This is a genomic window from Falsiroseomonas algicola, from assembly GCF_011040385.1.
Taxonomy (GTDB): domain Bacteria; phylum Pseudomonadota; class Alphaproteobacteria; order Acetobacterales; family Acetobacteraceae; genus Falsiroseomonas; species Falsiroseomonas algicola.
Genome location: NZ_JAAIKB010000001.1, coordinates 64048 through 84601 on the forward strand (window position 1 = coordinate 64048; position 20554 = coordinate 84601).

At 70.3% G+C, this 20554-nt stretch carries 23 protein-coding genes, 2 tRNA genes and 1 riboswitch; of the genes, 15 read left to right on the forward strand and 10 right to left on the reverse strand.

Annotated elements, in window-relative coordinates:
* The first annotated feature begins 3 nt into the window (after positions 1–3).
* On the forward strand, positions 4–597 hold the full coding sequence (locus G3576_RS00335; RefSeq protein WP_164692341.1) for an MSMEG_1061 family FMN-dependent PPOX-type flavoprotein: 594 nt from the start codon (positions 4–6) through the stop codon (positions 595–597).
* A gap of 13 nt (positions 598–610) precedes the next feature.
* Positions 611–1063 carry a nucleoside deaminase gene (locus tag G3576_RS00340; RefSeq protein WP_164692342.1) on the forward strand — a complete coding sequence of 151 codons (453 nt, stop codon included), beginning with the start codon at positions 611–613 and terminating at the stop codon, positions 1061–1063.
* A gap of 6 nt (positions 1064–1069) precedes the next feature.
* Here G3576_RS00340 and G3576_RS00345 read toward each other — a convergent pair whose 3' ends face one another.
* A complete protein-coding gene (locus tag G3576_RS00345) occupies positions 1070–1432 on the reverse strand; it encodes a MarR family winged helix-turn-helix transcriptional regulator (RefSeq protein ID WP_207622591.1) in 363 nt (120 codons plus the stop codon).
* Positions 1433–1567: 135 nt separating this feature from the next.
* On the opposite strand from G3576_RS00345, the gene G3576_RS00350 reads away from it, so the two are divergent.
* Positions 1568–2002: a cupin domain-containing protein gene (locus G3576_RS00350; RefSeq protein WP_164692344.1), complete on the forward strand. Its 435-nt coding sequence runs from the start codon at positions 1568–1570 to the stop codon at positions 2000–2002.
* 180 nt (positions 2003–2182) lie between these two features.
* Entirely contained in the window at positions 2183–3106 is a 924-nt protein-coding gene (prpB, locus tag G3576_RS00355; protein WP_164692345.1) for a methylisocitrate lyase, read from the forward strand.
* Positions 3107–3171: 65 nt separating this feature from the next.
* On the opposite strand, the gene G3576_RS00360 is transcribed toward prpB, so the two are convergent.
* The 6 genes from G3576_RS00360 to G3576_RS00385 form a co-directional block, all read right to left on the reverse strand.
* On the reverse strand, positions 3172–4146 hold the full coding sequence (locus tag G3576_RS00360) for a Bug family tripartite tricarboxylate transporter substrate binding protein (protein WP_235951333.1): 975 nt from the start codon (positions 4144–4146) through the stop codon (positions 3172–3174).
* A gap of 253 nt (positions 4147–4399) precedes the next feature.
* Positions 4400–5314, reverse strand: coding sequence for an alpha/beta fold hydrolase (locus G3576_RS00365; protein WP_164692347.1), 915 nt, complete (start codon positions 5312–5314; stop codon positions 4400–4402).
* 10 nt (positions 5315–5324) lie between these two features.
* Positions 5325–5804, reverse strand: coding sequence for a YaiI/YqxD family protein (locus G3576_RS00370; RefSeq protein WP_164692348.1), 480 nt, complete (start codon positions 5802–5804; stop codon positions 5325–5327).
* A gap of 61 nt (positions 5805–5865) precedes the next feature.
* Positions 5866–6831: an ABC transporter substrate-binding protein gene (locus tag G3576_RS00375; RefSeq protein WP_164692349.1), complete on the reverse strand. Its 966-nt coding sequence runs from the start codon at positions 6829–6831 to the stop codon at positions 5866–5868.
* Entirely contained in the window at positions 6828–7592 is a 765-nt protein-coding gene (locus G3576_RS00380; protein ID WP_328728469.1) for an ABC transporter permease, read from the reverse strand. Before G3576_RS00380 ends, G3576_RS00375 begins: the two co-directional genes overlap by 4 nt.
* Positions 7592–8320, reverse strand: a complete 729-nt coding sequence (locus tag G3576_RS00385; protein ID WP_328728171.1) for an ABC transporter ATP-binding protein — start codon at positions 8318–8320, stop codon at positions 7592–7594. Before G3576_RS00385 ends, G3576_RS00380 begins: the two co-directional genes overlap by 1 nt.
* Positions 8316–8419, reverse strand: a riboswitch (TPP riboswitch). Its footprint overlaps the gene before it by 5 nt.
* Before the next feature lie 74 nt (positions 8420–8493).
* On the opposite strand from G3576_RS00385, the gene G3576_RS00390 reads away from it, so the two are divergent.
* Genes G3576_RS00390 through G3576_RS00400 form a run of 3 tightly spaced genes read left to right on the forward strand, consistent with a single transcriptional unit; the run spans position 8494 to position 11059 of the window.
* Positions 8494–9405, forward strand: coding sequence for an alpha/beta hydrolase (locus tag G3576_RS00390; RefSeq protein ID WP_207622592.1), 912 nt, complete (start codon positions 8494–8496; stop codon positions 9403–9405).
* 20 nt (positions 9406–9425) lie between these two features.
* On the forward strand, positions 9426–10577 hold the full coding sequence (locus G3576_RS00395; protein WP_164692350.1) for an acetoin utilization protein AcuC: 1152 nt from the start codon (positions 9426–9428) through the stop codon (positions 10575–10577).
* A complete protein-coding gene (locus G3576_RS00400) occupies positions 10574–11059 on the forward strand; it encodes a DUF192 domain-containing protein (RefSeq protein ID WP_164692351.1) in 486 nt (161 codons plus the stop codon). Before G3576_RS00395 ends, G3576_RS00400 begins: the two co-directional genes overlap by 4 nt.
* A gap of 3 nt (positions 11060–11062) precedes the next feature.
* Here the strand turns inward: G3576_RS00400 and G3576_RS00405 are convergent, their stop codons facing one another.
* Positions 11063–11665 carry a hypothetical protein gene (locus tag G3576_RS00405; protein ID WP_164692352.1) on the reverse strand — a complete coding sequence of 201 codons (603 nt, stop codon included), beginning with the start codon at positions 11663–11665 and terminating at the stop codon, positions 11063–11065.
* A gap of 205 nt (positions 11666–11870) precedes the next feature.
* Here G3576_RS00405 and G3576_RS00410 point away from each other — a divergent pair, with 205 nt between their 5' ends.
* From G3576_RS00410 to G3576_RS00425, 4 genes are read left to right on the forward strand one after another with little or no spacing between them, the layout of a single operon-like run.
* Complete coding sequence (locus G3576_RS00410) at positions 11871–12770, forward strand: TauD/TfdA dioxygenase family protein (RefSeq protein WP_164692353.1); 900 nt, start codon at positions 11871–11873, stop codon at positions 12768–12770.
* Positions 12770–13555, forward strand: coding sequence for a fumarylacetoacetate hydrolase family protein (locus tag G3576_RS00415; RefSeq protein WP_164692354.1), 786 nt, complete (start codon positions 12770–12772; stop codon positions 13553–13555). The genes G3576_RS00410 and G3576_RS00415 overlap by 1 nt, the downstream gene beginning before the upstream one ends.
* A 2-nt stretch (positions 13556–13557) precedes the next feature.
* Positions 13558–14640, forward strand: a complete 1083-nt coding sequence (locus G3576_RS00420; protein WP_164692355.1) for an Ldh family oxidoreductase — start codon at positions 13558–13560, stop codon at positions 14638–14640.
* Between the two features lie 29 nt (positions 14641–14669).
* Positions 14670–16232, forward strand: a complete 1563-nt coding sequence (locus G3576_RS00425; protein ID WP_164692356.1) for an ABC transporter substrate-binding protein — start codon at positions 14670–14672, stop codon at positions 16230–16232.
* Here G3576_RS00425 and G3576_RS00430 read toward each other — a convergent pair.
* Positions 16229–17074 (reverse strand): serine hydrolase, encoded by an 846-nt coding sequence (locus G3576_RS00430; RefSeq protein ID WP_207622593.1) that lies wholly within the window; start codon positions 17072–17074, stop codon positions 16229–16231. The two genes, G3576_RS00425 and G3576_RS00430, sit on opposite strands and share 4 nt — an antisense overlap.
* Before the next feature lie 170 nt (positions 17075–17244).
* On the opposite strand from G3576_RS00430, the gene G3576_RS00435 reads away from it, so the two are divergent.
* From G3576_RS00435 to G3576_RS00450, 4 genes are all read left to right on the forward strand, one after another.
* Positions 17245–17321, forward strand: a tRNA-Pro gene (locus tag G3576_RS00435).
* Between the two features lie 98 nt (positions 17322–17419).
* Positions 17420–19117: a methyl-accepting chemotaxis protein gene (locus tag G3576_RS00440; protein WP_164692357.1), complete on the forward strand. Its 1698-nt coding sequence runs from the start codon at positions 17420–17422 to the stop codon at positions 19115–19117.
* Between the two features lie 88 nt (positions 19118–19205).
* Complete coding sequence (locus tag G3576_RS00445) at positions 19206–19532, forward strand: ETC complex I subunit (RefSeq protein WP_164692358.1); 327 nt, start codon at positions 19206–19208, stop codon at positions 19530–19532.
* Between the two features lie 22 nt (positions 19533–19554).
* Positions 19555–19628 (forward strand) — tRNA-Arg (locus G3576_RS00450).
* Here G3576_RS00450 and G3576_RS00455 read toward each other — a convergent pair.
* Complete coding sequence (locus G3576_RS00455; RefSeq protein WP_164692359.1) at positions 19629–20495, reverse strand: LysR family transcriptional regulator; 867 nt, start codon at positions 20493–20495, stop codon at positions 19629–19631. It abuts the tRNA gene before it with no gap.
* Positions 20496–20554: the final 59 nt, after the last annotated feature.

The following is a 20554-nucleotide window of genomic DNA, read 5'->3' on the forward strand; positions in this document are numbered from 1 at the left end:
ACCATGGACGATCTCCGCACGCTCTACCCGCCTCCCGCGGGCCTCGCCGTGGACAAGCAGCTCGACCACCTCGATGAGTTCGCGCGCCTCTTCATCGCGCGCTCGCCCTTCCTGGTCATGGCGACGGCGGATGGCGGGGGGAACTGCGATGCCTCGCCCCGCGGCGATGCGCCGGGCTTCGTCGTAGTGCTGGACGAGAAGCGCCTGCTGCTGCCCGACCGCCCCGGCAACAACCGCGTGGACAGTCTCTCGAACCTCGCGGCCAATCCCCGTCTCGGCCTGCTCTTCTTCGTCCCCGGCGTGCTGGAGACGCTGCGCGTGAATGGCCGCGCCGAGATGGTCACGGACACCGCGACGCTGGGCGGCCTCTCCGCCCAGGACCGCCTGCCGAAAAGCGCCCTGATGGTGACGGTGGAGGAGGTCTTCTTCCATTGCGGCAAGGCGCTGAAGCGTAGCGCCCTCTGGGACCCCGCCCGCCACGCAGTCCCCGGGGAGATCCCGAGCCTCGGCCGCATCCTCGCCGGCCAGACCGGCAAGATCGCGGCGAAGGAGGCGGAGACGCGCATCGCCCATGCCTATGAGGCGCATCTCTACTGAGGGAGCCACGCCGATGGACGACCAGGCCTTCATGGCGCTCGCCCTTGCCGAAGCGCAGCGCGGCTTCGACGAAGGCGGCGTCCCCGTCGGCGCCGTCCTCGTCGGCGTGGAGGGTCGCCTGCTCGGCGGCGGCCACAACCGCCGCGTCCAGGACGGCGATCCCATCGCGCATGGGGAGATGGATTGCCTCCGCCGCGTCGGCCGCATGCGCAGCTATGCCGGCACCACCCTCTACACCACGCTCACCCCCTGCATGATGTGCACCGGCACCATCATCCAGTTCGGGATCCCGCGCGTCGTGATCGGGGAGAACCGCAGCTTCGACGGCAACGAGGATCTTCTCAGGTCGCGCGGCGTGGCTGTGACGGTCCTCGACGACCCCGCCTGCATCGCGCTCATGCAGCGCTTCCAGCGGGAGAAGCCGGCGGTCTGGGCGGAGGATATCGGAGTGGACCCGCCCGCCTGAGCCGCCTCACCGCCGCGCCGCCGTCACCTCCCGCAGCACCGCCATGAAGGTGGCGAAGCGCTCCTCGCCCACCTCCGCCGCCAGCTCCGCCTCCAGCGCCCGCATGGACGCCCAGATCGCCTCCGCGATCCGCCAGCCCCTTGGCTGCAGATACACCAGCCGCCGCGTCCCGCCGCCCGGTGCCGGCCGCCGCTCCAGATAGCCCAGCGCCTCCAACTGCTGGATCGCATGGTTCCCCGCCTGGCGGGACATGCCGAGCCGCCGCGCCAGATCCGCTGGCCGCATCCCGTCCGGCAGCGGATAGGAAAAGACCGGCAGATGCGTCTCATGCACATCCGTGCCGCCGGCATCCCGGATCGACTGGACCACCCTTTCGCGCGCCAATCGATAAAGCTGGTGGGCCAGTGCGCCGACATAGGGCGGACCCGTCCCCTCGCTTGACCCCATAGTAAAGTCTCTTTACGTCTGTTCTACGTAAAGAGACTTTACATCGGAGGCGACGACATGGAAACGACGAAGCCCGCACGCGTGGTCCGCATCGGCGGGCTGACCCTGACCTTCCTCGTGGACGAGACCGATGGCGCGGGGGAGATGATCGTCTTCGAATTCGCCGTCGAACCCCGCGCCCGCGTCCCGGCGCCGCATTTCCACCAAGCGGTGGACGAGGCGGTCTATGGCCTTTCCGGCACGCTGACGACGACCATCGACGGCACCAGCCGCGAACTCCGCCCTGGCGACGTCGCCTTCATCCCCCGCGGCGCCGTCCACCACCACGAGAACCGGCACGACGAACCCGCCAAGGCCCTGGTCGTGCTGACGCCGGGCTCCATCGGCCGTCGCTACTTCGAGGAGATGGCCGAAGCCGTCGCGGGGCCGGGCAAGCCGGACCCGGCGCGGATCGCGGGGATCATGGAACGGCATGGGCTGATCCCGGCCTGAGGGCGGGGCAGGGGGAGCGCTGCTCCCCCTGCCCCCCTCGCCAGGGTCCAAGGGGACCCTGGACCGCCGGGTTTTGGCGCCATCCTCAACGCTGCCATCGCGGGAGGGCCGGGCTGCGTGGCTGGCCGGGGCGCGGCTTCCGGGCCAAACTGGCCCGAACCCGAGACCACGGAGCCGTCCATGCCCTATGTGATCGCCGACGACCTGCCCGACGCCCCCGCCGGCGTCCGCTTCCGCGCCCTGCTGGACCGGCCGCAGATCCTCCAGATGCCCGGCGCCCATCTCGGCATCGCCGCCCTGCTGGCCAAGAAACAGGGGTTCGAGGCGCTCTACATGTCCGGCGCCGCCATGTCCGCCACCATGGGCCTGCCCGACCTCGGCATGATCACGGTGGATGAGGTCGCCGCCTATATCCGCCAGGTCACCCGCGCCGCGGGGCTGCCGACCCTCGTCGATGGCGATACCGGCTACGGCGAGGCGCTGAACGTCATGCACATGGTCCGCGTCTTCGAGGAAGCCGGCGCCGGCGCGGTCCACCTGGAAGACCAGCTGCTGCCGAAGAAGTGCGGCCACCTCAACGACAAGAAGCTGGCCGATGCCCGCGACATGGCCGCCAAGGTCGCCGCCGCCCGCAAGGCCCGCCGCCACCTCTACATCATCGCCCGCACCGATGCCGCGGCCAGCGAAGGCATGGACGGCGCCGTCGCGCGCGCGAAGCTCTACCTCGAAGCCGGCGCCGATGCCGTCTTCCCGGAGGCGCTGACGACGCGGGAAATGTTCGCGGAATTCGCGAAGCGAATGCCGGGCGTGAAGCTGCTGGCCAACATGACGGAATTCGGCCGCACGCCCTTCCTGACGGCCAAGGAGTTCGAGGACCTCGGCTACAGCATGGTGATCTGGCCGGTCAGCCACCTCCGCGTCGCCGCCCGCGCCATGGAGACGCTCTACCAGGCCATCCGCAGCGATGGCGGCACCCAGAACCAGCTCGACCGCATGCAGACCCGCGCCCAGCTCTACGAGACCATCGGCTACCACGACTACGAGGCGCTGGACTCGACCCTGGTGAAGACCGTCATCCCGACCGGCATGCCGCAGGATAAGTGATGGATGCTCCCTCCCCCGCGGTTGCGGGGGAGGGTCGGGGTGGGGGTCTGCGCAACCCCCCCCCTTCAACTATCCAGCGTGATCCCCAACTCCCGGATCAGCGGCGCCCAGACCGCCGTCTCGCTCGCGATCAGCGCCGCGAATTCCGCCCCCGTCCCCGGCAGCGGCTCCAGGCTGATGGAGCGCAGCCGCGCCGCGACCTCCTCCGTCCGCAGCGCCCGGTCCAGCTCCCGCTGCAGCCGCCCCGCGATCGCATCCGGCGTCGCCGCCGGCACCACCACGCCCTGCCAGGAATAGATGTCGGACCCCGTCAGCCCCTGTTCCGCCAGGGTTGGCACATCCGGCAGCAGGCCGAGCCGCTGCGGCGCCGGGATGCCGATGGCGCGGACATTGCCGGAAGCGATGTGCGGCGCGCCCGAGGCGTAGTCGATGAACATCGCCTGCACGACGCCGGAGACGAGGTCCTGCACCGCCGGCGCCCCGCCGCGATAGGCCACATGGGCCACCTGCGTGCCCGTCGCCCGCATGAAGCGCTCCGTCACCAGGTGGCTCGGCGTGCCGACCCCCGGGCTGCCCACGTTCAGCGCGCCCGGCCGCGCCCGCGCCCATTCAACCAACTCCGGCCCCGTGCGCACCGGCAGGCTCGGATGCACCACCAGCACGAAGGGGAAGCGCGCGATCGGCGCCACCGGCTTGAAGTCCCGGATGGGGTCATAGGGCAGGCGCCGCGCCATGGCGGGCGTGATCACCAGCGCCGTCAGGTCGGCCGAGAGCAGGGTATAGCCATCGGGGGCGGCGCGGGCCGTCGCCTCGCTGGCCGGGATGGTGGCACCACCCGGGCGGTTGTCCACCGTCACCGCCTGGCCGAGCGGCCCGCTGATGGCCGCCGCCAGGCTGCGCGCCAGGAAGTCGGAGCCGCCACCGGGCGCATAGGGCACGATCCAGCGGATCGGCCGGGTCGGCCAGGGGGCCTGGGCGAGGGCGGGGGCAGCCAGGCCGGTCGCGGCCAGCGCCGCCAGGCTGCGTCGTGTCAGGGTCATGTTCGTTCCTCGATACCGCGTGCGCATTGCGCACCGGATTCGGCGAATGCACAAGCGCCCGGCAGCGCGCAGGAAAAGCTCGCTTCGGCGATGTGTTCCTGATATGTTCGATGCCGCCACCCCGTCCCCATGCCCGAACCACCCCTTCCGCGCCCCCCTGGGAAGGTCGCGTCCGGGCGGGGGGCGGGGAGGTGCCGCGAAAAACGGTGCTAAACGCGGCTAAACGGCATAATCGGCTTAAAAGGGTTAGTGGCTAAAAAGCCACACCGGCGCATTCCTTCGCCAGGAAATCCCGCACCAGCGCCGCGAAGCCGGCCGGGTTGTCCTGGGTCAGCCGGTGGTTGGCGCCCCCCAGCACTTCCAGTCGCGCCTGAGGGATCGCCGCCTGGGCGCGCCGCATCGCAGCCTCGCCGATCACCGTGCAGTTCTCGCCGCCGAACAACAGCGTCGGCTGCGCCACCGCGATGTCGCCCCAGAAATCGGCCGTCAGCGCCCGCTGCGTCTCCGTGATGCCCGCTACATCGTAGCGCCAGCGCAGCCGCCCATCCGGGCAGGGCATCAGCGCGGTATCTAGCCAATGCGCCGCCACGGCGTCGCTCCAGGCCTCCCGGAATGGCGTCTCCGCCAGCGCCTCGGCCCGCGTCGAGAAGCCGCGGTCATGGCGCTCCACCTGGTCGAGGAAGAGGGCGAAGACATCGTCCCGCAGCCCGATCGCGGGATCGCCCGCAGCCACGGCCACCACGCCTTCCGGCAGCCGCGTCGCCAGCATCAGGGCGAGCGTCCCGCCCGTCGCCTGCCCCACCACGGCGAAGCGCGTCCAGCCCAGCGCCCGCGTCAGCGCCACCAGATCCTCACGGTGCTCCTCCAGCCGGAAGAGCGAACCGGGTGGCGCGTCGCTCTCGCCGAGGCCGCGGTAATCCGGCGCCAGCACCGGGTTGGGCAGGTCGAGTTCGGCCAGGACGAAGTCGAAGATCCGCCGCGTGGTGCGGTTGGCCGTCAGGAACAGCACCGGCAGCCCGCTGCCGGGCCGGTATGTGAAGGCCATGGTGACGCCGGTCGGCAGCCGCATCCGCCGCATGGAATAGCTGCCATCGAGCGGCGGCCGCGGGCCCACCCCCTCGAAGGCCTCACCCGGCAGGAAGGCGGCATGCGCGGCGGTCTTGAGCATGCCGGAAAGCCTATCCCTGCGCCCGCGCCACCCGCAACGCCGCATGCGCCATGGCGTCCAGCGCATTGAGGAAGCGCGATTTGTCCGCGCTGCCCATGGGCGGTGGCCCGCCGCCCATGCCGAGTTCGCGCAGGTGCTGCGACACCGCCCGGCCCGCGAGCGCGGAGCCGATGTTGTTCTCCGTCCAGGGATGGCCCTTGAAGTTCAGGCAGAAGGCCTTCTTCTCCAGGCATCGCTTGGCCAGCGGGATGTCGGCGGTCAGGCAGACATCCGTCGGCCGCGCCTCCTCCGCGATCCAGTCATCCGCCTTGTCCGCGCCATCGGTGACGATGACGATGCGGACCATCGCCTGCTGCGGCGGGCGGATGTGGCGGGACCCGTTGGAGACGAAGATCACCTCCAGCCCCAGCCGCGCCGCCACGCGCAGGATCTCCTCCCGCACGGGGCAGGCATCGGCATCGACCAGGAAGCGGGTGGCATTCTGGTTCATCGATTCAGGCCTCCGGGTGCTCGGCCGATGGCCTGCGCCCTTCGGCCATCGATGAACCTCGTCACCGTGCCGTCGTAGCCGGCGGCAACTCCACCGCATAGGTCTCGAGCGCCGGCACCGTCCGGATCATGCGGCGATCGGCCAGGTAGCGGGCGAAGCGCTCATACCGGTTGCGGTCCAGCGCGCCGGGGCTCAGCGAGAAGCGGTTGGCCGTGCTGGCGAAGGCGCGGCGGTTCAGCTCATTGTCCAGCTCCCGCCGCTGGCCCGCGATGAACATGCGCCAGGATTCCTCTGGGTTGTTGACCAGGAAGTGGGTCGCGGCCTCCGTCGCATCGATGAAGCGGCGCAGCACCGGGTCGCGGGCGCGGTCGCGATGGGTGATGTAGATCAGCTCGTCATAGGCCGGCATCCCGTACTGCTCCGGGAAGAAGGCCCGGCCGGGGCGGTTCTCGATGTCGAGCTGATGCAGCTCGAAGTTCCGGAATCCGCCGAGGATGGCGTCCACCTGGCCCGACATCAGCGCGGAGGACAGGCCGAAATTCACGTTCACCAGCCGGATGTCGGAAAGCCGCAGCCCGACGCTTTCCAGCATGGTGCCCATCGTCACCTCCTCGAACCCCGCGACGGAGAAGCCGACGCGCTTGCCGCGGAGGTCCGCCAGCGTGCGGATCGGCCCGTCCCGCAGCACCGTCAGGGTGGACAAGGGGGTGGCCACCAGCGTGCCGACGCGCATCAGCGGCAGGCCCTGGTCCACGGCGAGGTGCAGGTTCTTCTGGTAGAAGACGCCGAGATCGGCGCGCCGCGCCCCCACCAGCCGCGGCGGGTCGTTCGGATCGGCCGGCGCCACGATCCGGACATCGAGGTTGGCGCGCGTGAAGTCGCCGCGTTCCTGCGCCACGATGATCGGCACATGGTCCGGGTTCACGAACCAGTCGAGCAGCACCGTCACCTGGTCCCGCGCCGGCTGCGCGGCGGTCGGGGGTGACAGGGCCAGCAGCGCGGCCAGCGCGAGAATGAGCCGCTTCATGGCAAAACCTTTCTGTCTTGGTCGGAAAGAAGCGAGTCCGGCTGCCACGGGATGGCCCGCCTCAGCAGCCGATCGGTGGAGAACCAGAGCGCCAGCGACATCACCGCCAGCACGAACAGCGCGGCGAACATGACATCCGCCTGGGACCGGCCATTGGCCTGCAGCATCAGGTAGCCGAGCCCGGCCGAGGACCCGACCCACTCGCCGACCACGGCCCCGATCGGCGCGACTCCCGCCGCGACCCGCAGCCCGGAGGCGAGCGACGGCAGCGCCGCCGGCACCCGCACGCGCCACAGCACGGCGGTGCGTGACGCGCCCATGGTGGCGGCGAGGTCGAGCAGCCCGGGCTCCGTCCGCCGCAGCCCATCATGGAAGGCGGTGGCGACGGGAAAGAAGATGATCATCACCGCCATGGCGACCTTGCTGGCCATGCCGTAGCCCAGCCAGAGCACCAGCAGCGGCGCGATGGCGAAGACGGGCACCGCCTGGCTGACCAGCAGCAGCGGCAGCAGCCAGCGCCGCCCCGCCGGCCAGGCGGCGAGCGTGAGCGCCATCAGGCAGCCCAGCAGCGAACCCAGCGCCAGTCCCAGCAGGATCTCCGTCCCCGTCGTGGCCGCATGGCCAAGGATGATGTCCCAGCGGTCCACCAGCGCGCTGGCGACCCGCATCGGCGAGGGCAGCAGGAAGGGGGGCACGTCCGTGGCCCAGACGAAGCCCTGCCACAGCAGCAGCAGCCCGAGCCCGGCGATGGCGGCGCGGATCAGGACACCGCCTCCGCCAGCCGTTCCAGCAGCGCGGCCTGCGCCGCCAGCAGCGCCGGATCGCCCGCCGCGCGGGGCGGCGCGCCGGCCGGCACCGGCACCTCGCTGGCCGTCGCCGGGCGGCCGCCCAGCACCAGGATGCGGTCCGCGAGGCGCAACGCCTCCAGCGGGTCATGCGTCACCAGCAGTACGGTGCGCCTGGCCAGCAGCCGCGCGGCGAGGGACTGCATGCGGTGGCGCGTCGGCGCATCGACGGCGCTGAAGGGCTCGTCCATCAGCACGATGGGCCGGTCCTCCATCAGCGTCCGGGCCAGCGCCACCCGCTGCCGCATGCCGCCGGAGAGCTGCGCGGGGGACTTGAGCGCATCGGCTTCGGCCAGCCCGACCTCGGCCAGCAGGGCGCGGGCGCGGGCGAGGTCCGGGGCCTGCCCGCGGAGATGCGCGCCCATGGTCACGTTGCCCAGCACGTCCCGCCAGGGCACCAGCAGATCCTGCTGCGCCATGTAGGCGACCCGCCCCGCCAGCTTCGTGACGCTTCCCCCCGCCGGCACCGCGAGAAGCCCGGCCGCGAGGCGCAACAGCGTCGATTTGCCCGAGCCCGAGGGCCCGAGCAGCGCCGTCACCCGCCCGCCTTCGAGCGACAGGTCGGTCGGCCCGAGCACGGGCTGGCCGCCCAGGGACAGCCCCTCGGGCAGGTGGATGCGGAATCCGGGCGCGCGTTCAGCCACAGGCAGACACCGTTCCCTTCGCCGGCATGACCCGGATCAGGTTCGTGGGGTCGCGGTCGCCCGCCTCTCAGCCCCCGATGGGCTCCCCCCGATGACGGGGGCGGTTATGCGGTGGGCGATGGCGGAGGGCAAGGGGAGGGGGCTAGCCTGTGCGCAACGACAAGGAACGTCCCATGCGCCGCCTTCTCCTCCTGATGCTGCTTCTCGCCGCCGGCCCCGCTCTGGCCCAGCCCCCGCCCGAGATCGCGGCCGGCCTGGCGCGCATCGGCCGCGTCATCGCGCCCCCGCCCACTGGCGCGCTCTATGCGCCGTTGCATGGCCGCGAACCGTGGGACGGCGTGGCGGTGACGCGCGATGCCCGCTACGGCACGGATCCGCGCCATCGCCTCGACGTCTTCACCCCCGCCACGCGGCCAACGCAGCCTTTGCCCGTGCTGGTCTTCATCCATGGCGGCGGCTTCGTCGCCGGCGACAAGCAGGGGCCGGATGGCAGCCCCTTCTATGCCAATGTCGGCGTCTGGGCGGCGCGCAACGGCCTGATCGGCGTGAACATCACCTACCGCCTGGCGCCCGCGCACCCCTATCCGGCGGCGCAGGAGGATGTGGCGGCGGCCCTCGCCTGGGTCTCCGCCAACATCGCGGCGCATGGCGGCGACCCCGCGCGGGTGATCCTCTCCGGCCACTCCGCCGGCGCCATCCATGCCGCGCTCTACGCCGCCGAGCCTCGCTTCCACCCCGCGGGCGTGGCGCCGCCCGTCGCCTATGCCTTCGTCTCCGGCCTCTTCGATTTCACCGGCCCCGACATGGCGGCCAATGACAACGCCTATCTGGGCGCGGAAGCCGCGGCGAGGTCGCCGTTGCCGGGCCTGACGCGCGTCACCCAGCCGATCTTCCTCGCCCATGGCACGCTCGATCCCGAGCGCTTCGTCCAGCATTCGCTCCGCGCGCGAGAGGCTCTCTGCGCCGCCGGGCGCTGCCCGACCGCCGTGACGCTGGAAGGCCACAGCCACATCTCGGAGGTCTATGCCATCGGCATGGCGGATACGTCCCTGACCGCGCCGCTGCTGGCCTTCATCCGGCGCTGATCGCGCCCATCTCGGAGCCGATGACCACGCCCCTCCTCATCGGCTCCGAGATCTATCGCGGCTCCACCTATGGCCCGAAGCATCCGCTGGCCATCCCGCGCGTCTCCACGACCCTCGACCTGATCAGCGCCATGGGCTGGGTCGCTCCGGGCCAGTACCTCGACAGCCCCCGCGCGACGCCGGAGGCGCTGACCCGCTTCCACCACCGCGACTACATCGCCGCCCTGATGCAGGCGGAGGCGACGCAGCAGGTGGACCCCGCCCATCGCGAGCGCTTCCGCATCGGCGCCGATGGCAACCCGGTCTACCGGGAGGTCTTCTCCCGCCCCGCGACCGGCGCCGGCGGCGTGACGCTGGCGGCGCGCCTCACCGAACAGGGCGGCGTGGTGCATGTGCCCGGCGGCGGCACCCATCACGGGCGGCCGGACCGCGCCAGCGGCTTCTGCTACCTCAACGATGCCGTGCTGGGTTTGATGCAGTGGCTCGACCTCGGCCTGACGCGCATCCTCTACCTCGACATCGATGCCCATCACGGCGACGGGGTGGAGGACGCCTTCGCCGATGATCCGCGCGTCTTCACCGTCTCCGTCCATGAGGCCGGGCGCTGGCCGCATACCGGCCGCGTGGAGGACCAGGCCGGCGGCCATGCCCGCAACCTGCCCGTGCCGCCCGGCTTCAACGACAGCGAGATGGATTTTCTCAAGGCCCACGTCATCCTGCCGCTGATCCGGCACTGGAGGCCGCAGGCGATCATGCTGCAATGCGGGGCGGATGCGATCGAGGAAGACCCGCTCTCGAAACTCTCGCTCTCCAACAACGCCCATCGCGCCGTGGTGGCCTCGCTGCGCGGCCTGGCGCCGCGCCTCATCGTGCTGGGCGGGGGCGGCTACAACCCCTGGTCCGTGGCGCGTTGCTGGGCGGGCGTCTGGGCCACGCTGAACGACCGCGCCATCCCGCCCCGCATTCCGGAGGCGGCAGAGGCCGTTCTGCGCGGACTGACCTTCTCCCGCGCCGCCGGTCGCAACCCGCCGGAACACTGGTTCACCACCATCGCCGACCCGCTCCGCCCGGGCCCGGTGCGGGAGGAAGTGCGGGCGCTCGCGCCCTTGACGCTCCGTAACCTGCCGGAGCCTTCCGAGGCGATCGAGGCCGCTGCTATGCTGCGCGCATGACCCGACGCCAGACGCTGCTCTCCACCCTCGGCCTGATCGCCGCCCCCGTGGCCGCGACGGCGCAGCCCGGCGTGGACCGCCCGCAGCCCAAGCTGCCCACGGAGCGCCTGGTGATCGTCGGCCGGGAAGGCCGGCGCCACGACTTCGACGTGGAGATGGCGATCAGCCCCGACCACCAGATGATCGGTCTGATGTTCCGCCCGACCGTCGGCGCGAATGAGGGCATGCTGTTCGACTGGGGCAGCCCGCGCGAAAGCTCCATGTGGATGCGCAACACGCTGGCCTCGCTCGACATGCTCTTCATCGCCGCCGATGGCCGCATCCACCGCATCGCGGAACGCACCGTGCCGCTGAGCCTGACGCCGATCGACAGCCGCGGCCCCGTGCGTGCGACGCTGGAGTTGCAGGCGGGCATCACCGAGCGCCTCGATATCCGCGTCGGCGACCGCGTCCTTCACCGCATCTTCGGCACGGCGCCTTAGCGGTCACGCCAGCCGCATCGCCACCACGCGCCAGGCGTGCGCCTGGCTGCGCGCCATGCTTCGCGCGGTGCCGTCCTCGATCCAGTCGATCCTCTCCCGCGTCCCGGCCTGCAGCAGGCCGAGTCCCGTGATCGCACCCGCTTCCACCACCAGCACGACATCGCCCACCCGCGCCGGCTGACCGGGATCGCAGAGCAGGAGGTGGCGCGGCTGCAGCAGCCCGCGCGGCTCCGCCAGCATCACCGCGACCATTCCGGGCTCCGCCGGCGCGAACTCCTCCATCGCCAGCCGACGCGCCGGCGTGACGCCGGAGGCGATCCTGTCCTCGCCTTCCCGGAACAGCGGCAGGCGGCGGCCAGGCGGGGCGGGGAGGGGGGATGCACCTTCGGGCCGCAGCGCCGCTTCCGGCAGGCCCAGCATCGTCGCCAGTGCCTGGCGCAGATCCTCCGGCAGGCGCTTCGGCGTGCCGCGGGCGACGAATTGCTGGAGGTAGCTGGGGTTCCGCCCCAGCCGCAGGGACAGCGCCTTGAGCCCCAGCCGGCGGTCCCGCGCGGCGTCCAGGATGCGGGCGCGGACCGGATCGGGGCCGCTGTTCCGGGTTGCCATGATGTTCATGCTCTGTCGCAGCGGAGGCGCTGGCGAAGGAAAGAATAGGTGATGCCCGCTATAGTTGGAAGGAGAACTCCTTTTTGCCGGCGCTTTCCCGATCACGGCACCGCGCTCGCCGCGGGATTGCGACCCGCCGCTACACAGTGCCAGGATGCGGGAATAATTGAGCGGGCGGCGCGACCGCCCCGAGGGGAAACAAGCCATGGTCACCGTCACGCCCAATGACTCCACGCTTGGCGCCCGCATCACCGACCTCGACCTGTCGAAGCCGATGAACGACGCCGATTTCGCCGCCGTGCTGCGCGCCCTCGGCCGCTACGGCGTGCTCTGCTTCCCGAACCAGTTCCTGGAATCCGCGGCGCTGCGCGACTTCTCCGCGCGCTTCGGCAGCATCCAGACCTCCATCACCGGCAAGTTCCAGGACAAGGAGGTGCCGGAAGTCGGCTTCCTCTCGAACATCGTCGAGAACGGCGTGGCGCTCGGCATCAACGATGCGGGACAGGACTGGCACACCGACATGTCCTACCGGGACACGATGGGCTTCGTGAATGTGCTGAACGCCTTCAAGGTGCCGAAGCGCGACGGCAGGCCGCTCGGCAATACGATGTTCGCGAACATGCATGCGGCCTATGACGAGCTGGATCCCGCGCTGAAGACGAAGCTCGCCAACTGCACGGCCACGCATGACTTCAACAAGTTCTGGGACAAGATGGTGAGCCGCCCCGGCAGCATCCGCCCGCCGCTGACGGCGGAGCAGCGCGCCAAGCGCCCGCCCTCCGTGCACCCGATCTTCCTGACGCACCCCATCACCAGCCGCCAGGTCCTCTACTGCAACCCCGGCTATGCCGTGCGGATCAACGAGCTGCAGGAGGAAGAGAGCGACCGCATCCTCGACATCCTTTTCGCGCACCAGCTGGAGGATCGGTTCCTGCACACGCATGTCTGGACAGAGGGTGATGTGCTGATCTGGGACAATATCGGCACGCTGCACAACGCCATCCCCGACTATCAGCCGCATGAGCATCGCCTGATGAAGCGCTGCCAGGTGATGGCGGACCGCGTCTTCCAGACCGATTTCATCCAGCGCGCGCTCGCCGCCTGATGCGCTGGATCCGCTTCACGGCCGAAGGCCGCACGGCCTACGGCATCCTCGAAGGCGACCGCATCGCGGAAGTCGCGGGCGATCCCTTCGCGGGCTACGAGACAACCTCTCGCCGCCATGACCTGGCGGCGGTGAAGATCGAGGTGCCGCTGATCCCGCGCACCTTCTACGCCGCCGGCCTCAACTACGTCGAACATGTGATCGAGGGCGCGAAGAAACGCGGCGAGACGCCGAACATCCCGACCAAGGCGGATATCGGCTACCGCGCCGTCAATGCCCTGATCGCCCATGGGGAGAACGTCGTCATCCCCGCCGATGCCGGCGAGAAGATCCACTATGAGGGCGAGATCGTCGCCGTCATCGGGAAGAAGGCGAAGAACCTGTCGGAGGCCGAGGCCCTGTCCTGCGTCATGGGCTGGACCATCGGCAACGATGTCTCCGAACGAAGCTGGCAGAAGAACGACCGCACCTTCTGGCGCGGCAAGAACACCGACACCTTCAAGCCCATGGGCCCCTGGATCGAGACGGATTTCGACATGGACTCCGCGACGACCAATGTCCGGCTGAATGGCGAGGTCCGCACCAGCTTCGCCACCGGCCACATGCTGTTCAGCGCGGCCCACTTCATCAGCGTGATGACGAAGTACCTGACGCTTTGGCCCGGCGACGTCATCTGGCTCGGCACCGATGGCGTCAGCCCCGACCTGAAGCATGGTGACGTGGTCGATATCGAGATCACCGGCCTCGGCAACCTGACGAACACCTTCGTGCGGGAAGGGATGTGACGATGCTGGTGCAGCACGATCGCGTGCGCGCGCAGATCGCCGCGATCCTGGATGCCTGGGGCATGTCGCCCGACCTCGCCGCCACCACGGTGGAGGCGATGACGGAGACCGACCTGCTCGGCGTGGACAGCCACGGCATCTCCATGCTCATGACCTATGAGAAGCGGGTGCAGGAGGGGAAGGTGAAGCTCACCGTGTCGCCCCGCATCGAGAAGCGCACCGCCTGCACCGCGCTGGTCGATGGCGGCGACGGCCTCGGCCATCCCGTCTCCGCCTTTGCCATGAACCTGGCGGTGGACATGGCGAAGGAAGTGGGCGTGGGCGTCGTCGGCGTCCGCAACTCCCATCATTTCGGCGCGGCCGGCGTCTATGCGCGCATCGCGGCGCGACGTGGGGCGATCGGCATGGTGACAAGCGCCACGCGCGGTGTCGCCATGGTGCCGACGCGGGGTGCGATGCCGGTGCTCGGCACCAACCCGCTGGCCTTCGCCGCACCGGCGAAGCGCAATCGCGACTTCGTGCTGGACATGGCGACGACGACGACGGCGGCGGGGAAGGTGAAGGTCTACGACCTCAACAACAAGGAACTGCCCGCGGGCTGGGTGCTGGAGGCGGATGGCACGCCCGTGCGGGACGCGAAGCGCGGCATGCAGGTGGTGTTCGACGAACCCCAGGGCGGCCTCTCGCCGCTCGGCGGCAGCGCGGAGATGGCGAGCCACAAGGGCTATGGCCTGGCGATGATGGTGCACATCCTCGGCGGCACCCTGGTCGGTGCCTCCTTCTCGCCCATCCGCAACCGCACGCAGAAGCCGGAGGATCCCGATCGGCTCGGCCATTTCTTCATGGCGATCGATCCCGCCGCCTTCCGCGAGCCCGGCGCCTTCGAGGATGACCTGGACGAGGTCATCGATGTGCTGCACGCGACCCCCGCCTCCGACCCCGCGCGCCCCGTCCTCGTGGCCGGCGATCCGGAGGAGGCGGAACGGCAGCGCCGGCTGGAACACGGCATCCCGGTGCCCGAGGCGCTGGACAGGCACATCCGCGCCATCTGCGAGCGATGCGGGGCGCCATACCTCTTGAGCTGACAACGAAGAACACCAAAGGGGAGGCAACAATGAAGAAGACCGGGACCATCGCCGCGGCACTGCTGCTGGCGACGTTCGGCGCGCACGCGCAGACGCTGCGCATGGGCGTCGGCGCGCAGATCACCTCCGCCGATCCGCATTTCCACAACATCTCGCCCAACAACGCCTTCGCCTCCATGGTCTTCGACAATCTGCTGGAGACCGATGCGAATGCGCGGCTGGTGCCGATGCTGGCCGAAGGCTGGCGCGCGGTCGGCGAGGATGTCTGGGAGTTCAAGCTCCGCCGCGGCGTGCGCTTCCACAACGGCAATGACTTCACGGCGGAGGACGTGGCTTTCACGCTGGAACGCATCCCGCAGGTCCTGAACAGCCCGGGATCCTTCCGCACCTACACCCAGGCCATCCGCGGCGTGGAGATCGTGGACAGCCACACCATCCGCTTCCGCACCAACGGCCCCGCGCCGCTGGTGCCGACCGACCTGGCCCAGGTGCCGATGCTGGACCGGGAGACGCATGGCGGCGTCACGACGGAAGCCTTCAACACCGGCCGCGCCACCATCGGCACCGGGCCCTTCCGCCTGCAGCATTTCCGCTCCGGCGATCGTGCGGAGCTGGTCCGCAACGATGACTATTGGGGCCGCCGTCCGGCCTTCGCCACCGTCGATTACCGAATGATCACGAATGACGCGGGTCGCACCGCCGCGCTGCTGGCGGGCGATGTCGACCTCATCGACCAGGTGCCGACGCCGGACATCGATCGCCTGCGCCGCAACGACCGTCTCTTGCTGAGCGAGATCGACGCCATGCGCTACATCTATTTCGCGCTGGACCACATGCGGACCGGACCCTCGCCCTTCATCACGGACAATGACGGTCGCCCGCTGGACCGCAATCCGCTGAAGGATGTGCGCGTGCGCCGTGCGCTCTCGCTCGCCGTCGATCGTGCCGCCATCGTCTCCCGCGTCATGGAAGGGGCGGCGACGGCGACGGTGCAGGTGATGCCGCCCGGCGCCATCGGTTTCGTGCCGGACCTTCCTGTGCCGCGGGCGGATGCCGATACGGCGCGCTCCCTGCTGGCAGAGGCCGGCTACCCCAACGGCTTCCGCCTCACCGTGCACGGCCCCAACGACCGCTACCCCAATGATGCGCGCATCGTGCAGGCGGTCAGCCAGATGTGGACGCGCATCGGCGTGCGCACCCAGGTCGATGTCGCGCCCTATGCCAGCTTCATCGCCCGCGCCAGCCGCCAGGAATTCTCCGCCTTCCTCGTCTCCTGGGGGTCGTCCACGGGCGAGCCCATGGCGGGGCTGCGCAGCGTCGCCGCCACCTACGACCAGGCGCGCGGCACGGGCGCCGTCAATCGCGGCCGCTACTCCAACCCCGAGTTCGATGCCCAGCTCGCCCGTGCGGCGCGCGAACTGGATGATGCCAAGCGGGAAGCGATGCTGCAGGAGGCGACGCGCATGCTGATCGCCGATGTCGGCATCATCAGCACGCATCTGCAGAAGAATGTCTGGGCGATGCGCCGCGGCATCGCGCATGAGGCGCGGGTGGATGAACGCACCCGCGCCCAGGACGTCTCGCTGCGCTAACCCCGCAGCTCCTCCCACGCCGCGCGGGCGATGCGGCCGATGGTGGAGAAGCTGGCCGCGAAGCCGGGCAGGCCGTCCGGCATCGTGTCCGGCACCCAGTCCGTCGCGGCGGCCAGGATGAAGAGGGGCCTGTCGCCGTCATAGACGATCCCCGCATCCATGCGCCCGCGCCGGCCGCGCCCCGTCTTGTGCGCGACCTTGGTACCGAAGGGCAGCAGGTTCGGGATCAGGTTGCGCAGCAGCTGCCAGGTCAGGATCTGCAGGCCGAGTTGGCACAGTTCGGTCGAGCAATGCAGCCTCGCCGCCGCCGCCTCATCCTCCGTGCCGCGCAGGATGGCGTGCAGCAGGTTCACCTGGTCCGCCTGCGTCGTGCTGGCGGTCGCCTCTACCGGGTGGTCCCAGCCGATGCCGAGCGGCGGGATCAGCCCGCGATGCCGCGTGCCGACCATGCCGATCGCCTGGCAATACTCGTCCATGGCGCCCGGCCCGAGGCGTTCCAGCACGGCCTGGGTGCAGACATTGTCGCTGGTGATGATCATGTTCACCAGCACGTCGCGGAAGGGGATGACGCAGTCCGGCGTCATGTAGCGGTAGGTGCCGGAAGCGACATCCTTCTGCAGCCGCGCCTCCAGCGTCACCGGCTGGTCCAGGCGCAGCTTGCCGGCATGCACCGCCGCCAGCGCCGCCATCATGATGGAGATCTTGCGCACGCTGGCCGAGGGCGTCTCCACCGATCCCTCGCGGTCGATCTCCTGCCCCGTGCGGAGGTCGCGCAGGAAGTAGCGCGTCTTGAAGGGCTGCTCCTCGCAGATGGCGTCCATCCGGTCCTTGAGTGCTTGCACCGTCTTCCTCCTGTGTCTTGTCCGGGCAGTCTAGGGCGGGGCAGGGGGGCTGGCCACCGGCGCCGGAAGGAGAAGGAAGAAAAGGAAAATACCGCAGGTTGCCACGACCCCCCGTTCCATGGGATTGCCCGAGAGGACGAGGCGGCTGTGAGGCGCCTCGTCCGGCCGGTCGGGGTGTGGCGCAGCCTGGTAGCGCGCCTGTTTTGGGTACAGGAGGCCGTGGGTTCGAATCCCGCCGCCCCGACCAACCCGCCCCGCCCTCGACATAAGCCGACACGCCGGCCGTTTTCCCGTTCAGCTTCCGCAAACGTTTGTGGTGTCAGGCTGGCATGACAACCACCCTCCATGGATCCGACCTTGTCTTGGCTCGCCGATCTCCGCCTTCGTTCCAAGCTGTCTCTCGCCTTCGGCGCGTTCATGGCCCTGCTGCTCGCGGTCGGCAGCATGGCCATCGGGCAGCTCGGCATCGTCCGCCACGATGTGCAGGAACTCGGCTACCGCTGGGTGCCTGAACTCGATGCCATCGGCCGGCTCGCCAATGGCGTCACCCTGGTGCGCATGCGGGAAGCCAACATCCTGCTCTTCGAGAGCCAGGCCGAACGGGCGGAGGCCGCCCAGCGCCAGCGCCAGGCGATCACCGGCGTGGAACAGGCGCTGGCCGCGCTCGAACCCCTCATCGGCTCGCCCCGCGGCAAGGCGATCTTCGCGGCCATCAAGGCGGATTGGGCTGCCTTCCTCATGCCCATGCAGCGCAATGCCGCCCTTGCCCTCACGGACCACCCCGCCGCCATCCGCGCCTATGCGGGGGAGATGCGCGACGTCTACGTCCGGCTGGAGGAGCGGATCGGCGAACTCTCGGCCCTGGCGATCGAGATGGCGCGCGCGGACGTGGCGGAAGCGGACCAGGCCTATCGCGACGCGGTCCTGGCCGTCCTCGGTGCCGCGGCGCTGGCGCTGGGCCTCAGCGTGACCTGCGCCCTCTGGCTCAATCGCAGCGTGGCGGCGCGCATCGTCCGCCTGTCCACCACCCTCGCGCAGCTGGCCCGCCGCGACTACGCCTTCGACCTGCCCTGCGTGGTCCGCAGGGACGAGATCGGCGACATGGCCCGCGCCATCGACCATTGCCGGGAGGGGTTGCGGGAAGCCGATCGCCTGGCCGAGGCCCAGCGGGCGGAGGAGGCGGCGAAGGCTGCCCGCGCCGCGCGGGTGCAGGCGCTGACGGCGGGCTTCCAGGGTGCGGCGGGCGAGCTGACGCAGAACCTCTCATCCGCCGCGACCGAGCTCGACGCGACCTCGGGCAACATGGCCGGGATCGCCACCGGCACCGCCGAGCGCGCGGCCGCCATCGGCACCGCGGCCGAGCAGGCCTCCGCCAATGTCCAGATGGTCGCCGCGGCGGCGGAGGAACTGGCCACCTCGGTCCAGGAAATCTCCCGCCAGGTGGGCCAGGCCACCGTGGTGACGCAGCGCGCCGTGAGCCAGACGCGGGAAACCGACCAGACGGTGCGTCACCTCGCCGACACCGCCGGCCGGATCGGGGAGGTGGTGCGCCTGATCAGCGCCATCGCGGGACAGACCAACCTCCTCGCGCTGAATGCGACGATCGAGGCGGCCCGCGCGGGCGAAGCCGGCAAGGGCTTCGCCGTGGTGGCGAGCGAGGTGAAGACGCTGGCCAGCCAGACCGCCAAGGCGACGGAGGAGATCGCCGCCCAGGTCTCCGGCATCCAGGGCGCGACGCAGGGCGCCGTGACGGCGATCCAGGCGATCTCGGCCACGATCGACGAGGTCAACGTCATCGCCTCCGCCATCGCGGCCGCGGTGGAGGAACAGGGCGCCGCGACGCAGGAGATCGCGCGCAACGTGCAGCACGCCGCCGGTGGCGTGGAGACGGTGACCGCCAGCATCGGCCAGGTGGAGGAAGCGACGCGCAGCACGCAGGACAGCGCCCGCGGGGTGCGCACCGCCGCCGGCGACGTGGCCCGCAGCGCGAAGCGCATGACGGCGGAGGTCGAGACCTTCCTGGACGGCATCCGCGCCGCGTGAACCACGGGCCGGGGAGGGGCCGCTTTCCCCGGCCTCGCCCCGGGTGTAAACTCTCCCCGAACCATCGCCTCAGGAAGAGCCTCGCCGCATGTCGCGCGACAGCCAGACCGCCCGCATCTACCGCCAGCCGAAATCCGCCATGCAGTCGGGCCGCGCCCGCACCGCCGACTGGGTCCTGGCCTTTGCGCCCCTCGGCCCGAAGCGGATCGATCCGCTGATGGGCTGGTCGGGGTCGGGCGACACGAAGGCCCAGGTCAGCCTGCGCTTCCCTTCCCAGGAAGCCGCCGTGGCCTATGCGGAGGCGCGGGGCATCCCCTACGACCTAGAGGTCACGCCGGTGGTGAAGGCCGACATCAAGCCCAAGGCCTATGCCGACAATTTCCGCTTCGGCCGCACCGAGAACTGGAGCCACTGAGGCGCCATCCGGCCGGCCTTCTGCACCCGTAGCTCAGCTGGATAGAGCATCGGATTTCTACTCCGTTGGTCGGGGGTTCGAATCCCTCCGGGTGCGTTACCCCCCCACCACCAGCCGCAGCAGCGGGTTGGGGAAGCGCCGGCGGCGCGTGATGGCGTAGAAGGCCTCATGCAGCTGCGGCAGGCGGCAATGTTCCACCAGCACGCCCGCCTCCAGCTCATCCACCACCACCACCGGCGGCACCAGCGTCACCGCCCCTGATTCGCGGGCCAGCAGGCGCAGCATGGCCATGTCGTCCACCTCCGCCAGCACGCGGGGCGTGATGCCGGCCTCGTCCATCAGCCGGTCGAAGCCCGCGCGCAGGGCGCTGCCCCGGCCGGGCAGGACCAAGGCTTCCGTCGCCAGGTCCGCCGGGAAGCGGAGCGGCGTGGCGCGCTGCCGCCCCACCAGGCTCACGGGCTGGTCGGCCACCAGCGTGTTCTGCCATTCGCTCTCCGCCCCGATCGTCGCGGGCTGGTTGGCCAGCACCAGGTCCAGCGCATGGGCCTCCAGCCGGGCCAGCAGCTCCTCGAACCCGCCGGAGGTGATCTCCAGCCCGACCTCGGGCTGGCCCAGCAGCGGCCGCAGCAGGCCGAGCTGGAAGTTGCGGGACAGCGTCGCCACCGCGCCCACCCGCAGCACCTGCCGCTGCCCGGGCGCCAGGCCCTTCAGCGTGCTGAGCAGCTCCTCGCCGGACCGGAACACCGTCTCCGCATGGGCCAGCGCGATGCGCCCGGCTTCCGTCAGCAGCAGCCCGCGGCCGCGCCGGTCGAACAGCTTCTGGCCCAGCTGCGCCTCCAGCGCCCCGATCTGCACCGAGAGGGCGGAGGGCGAGACATTCAGCTGCTGCGCCGCCCGCGTCAGCGATCCCTCCCGCGCCACGGCGTGGAAGTAGCGGAGGTGGTGGTAGTTCAGGGCAGCCATGACATGCCTTCTGTCTGATCTAACGATCCATTTCAATCTTTGAATTTTTCAGAAGTGAT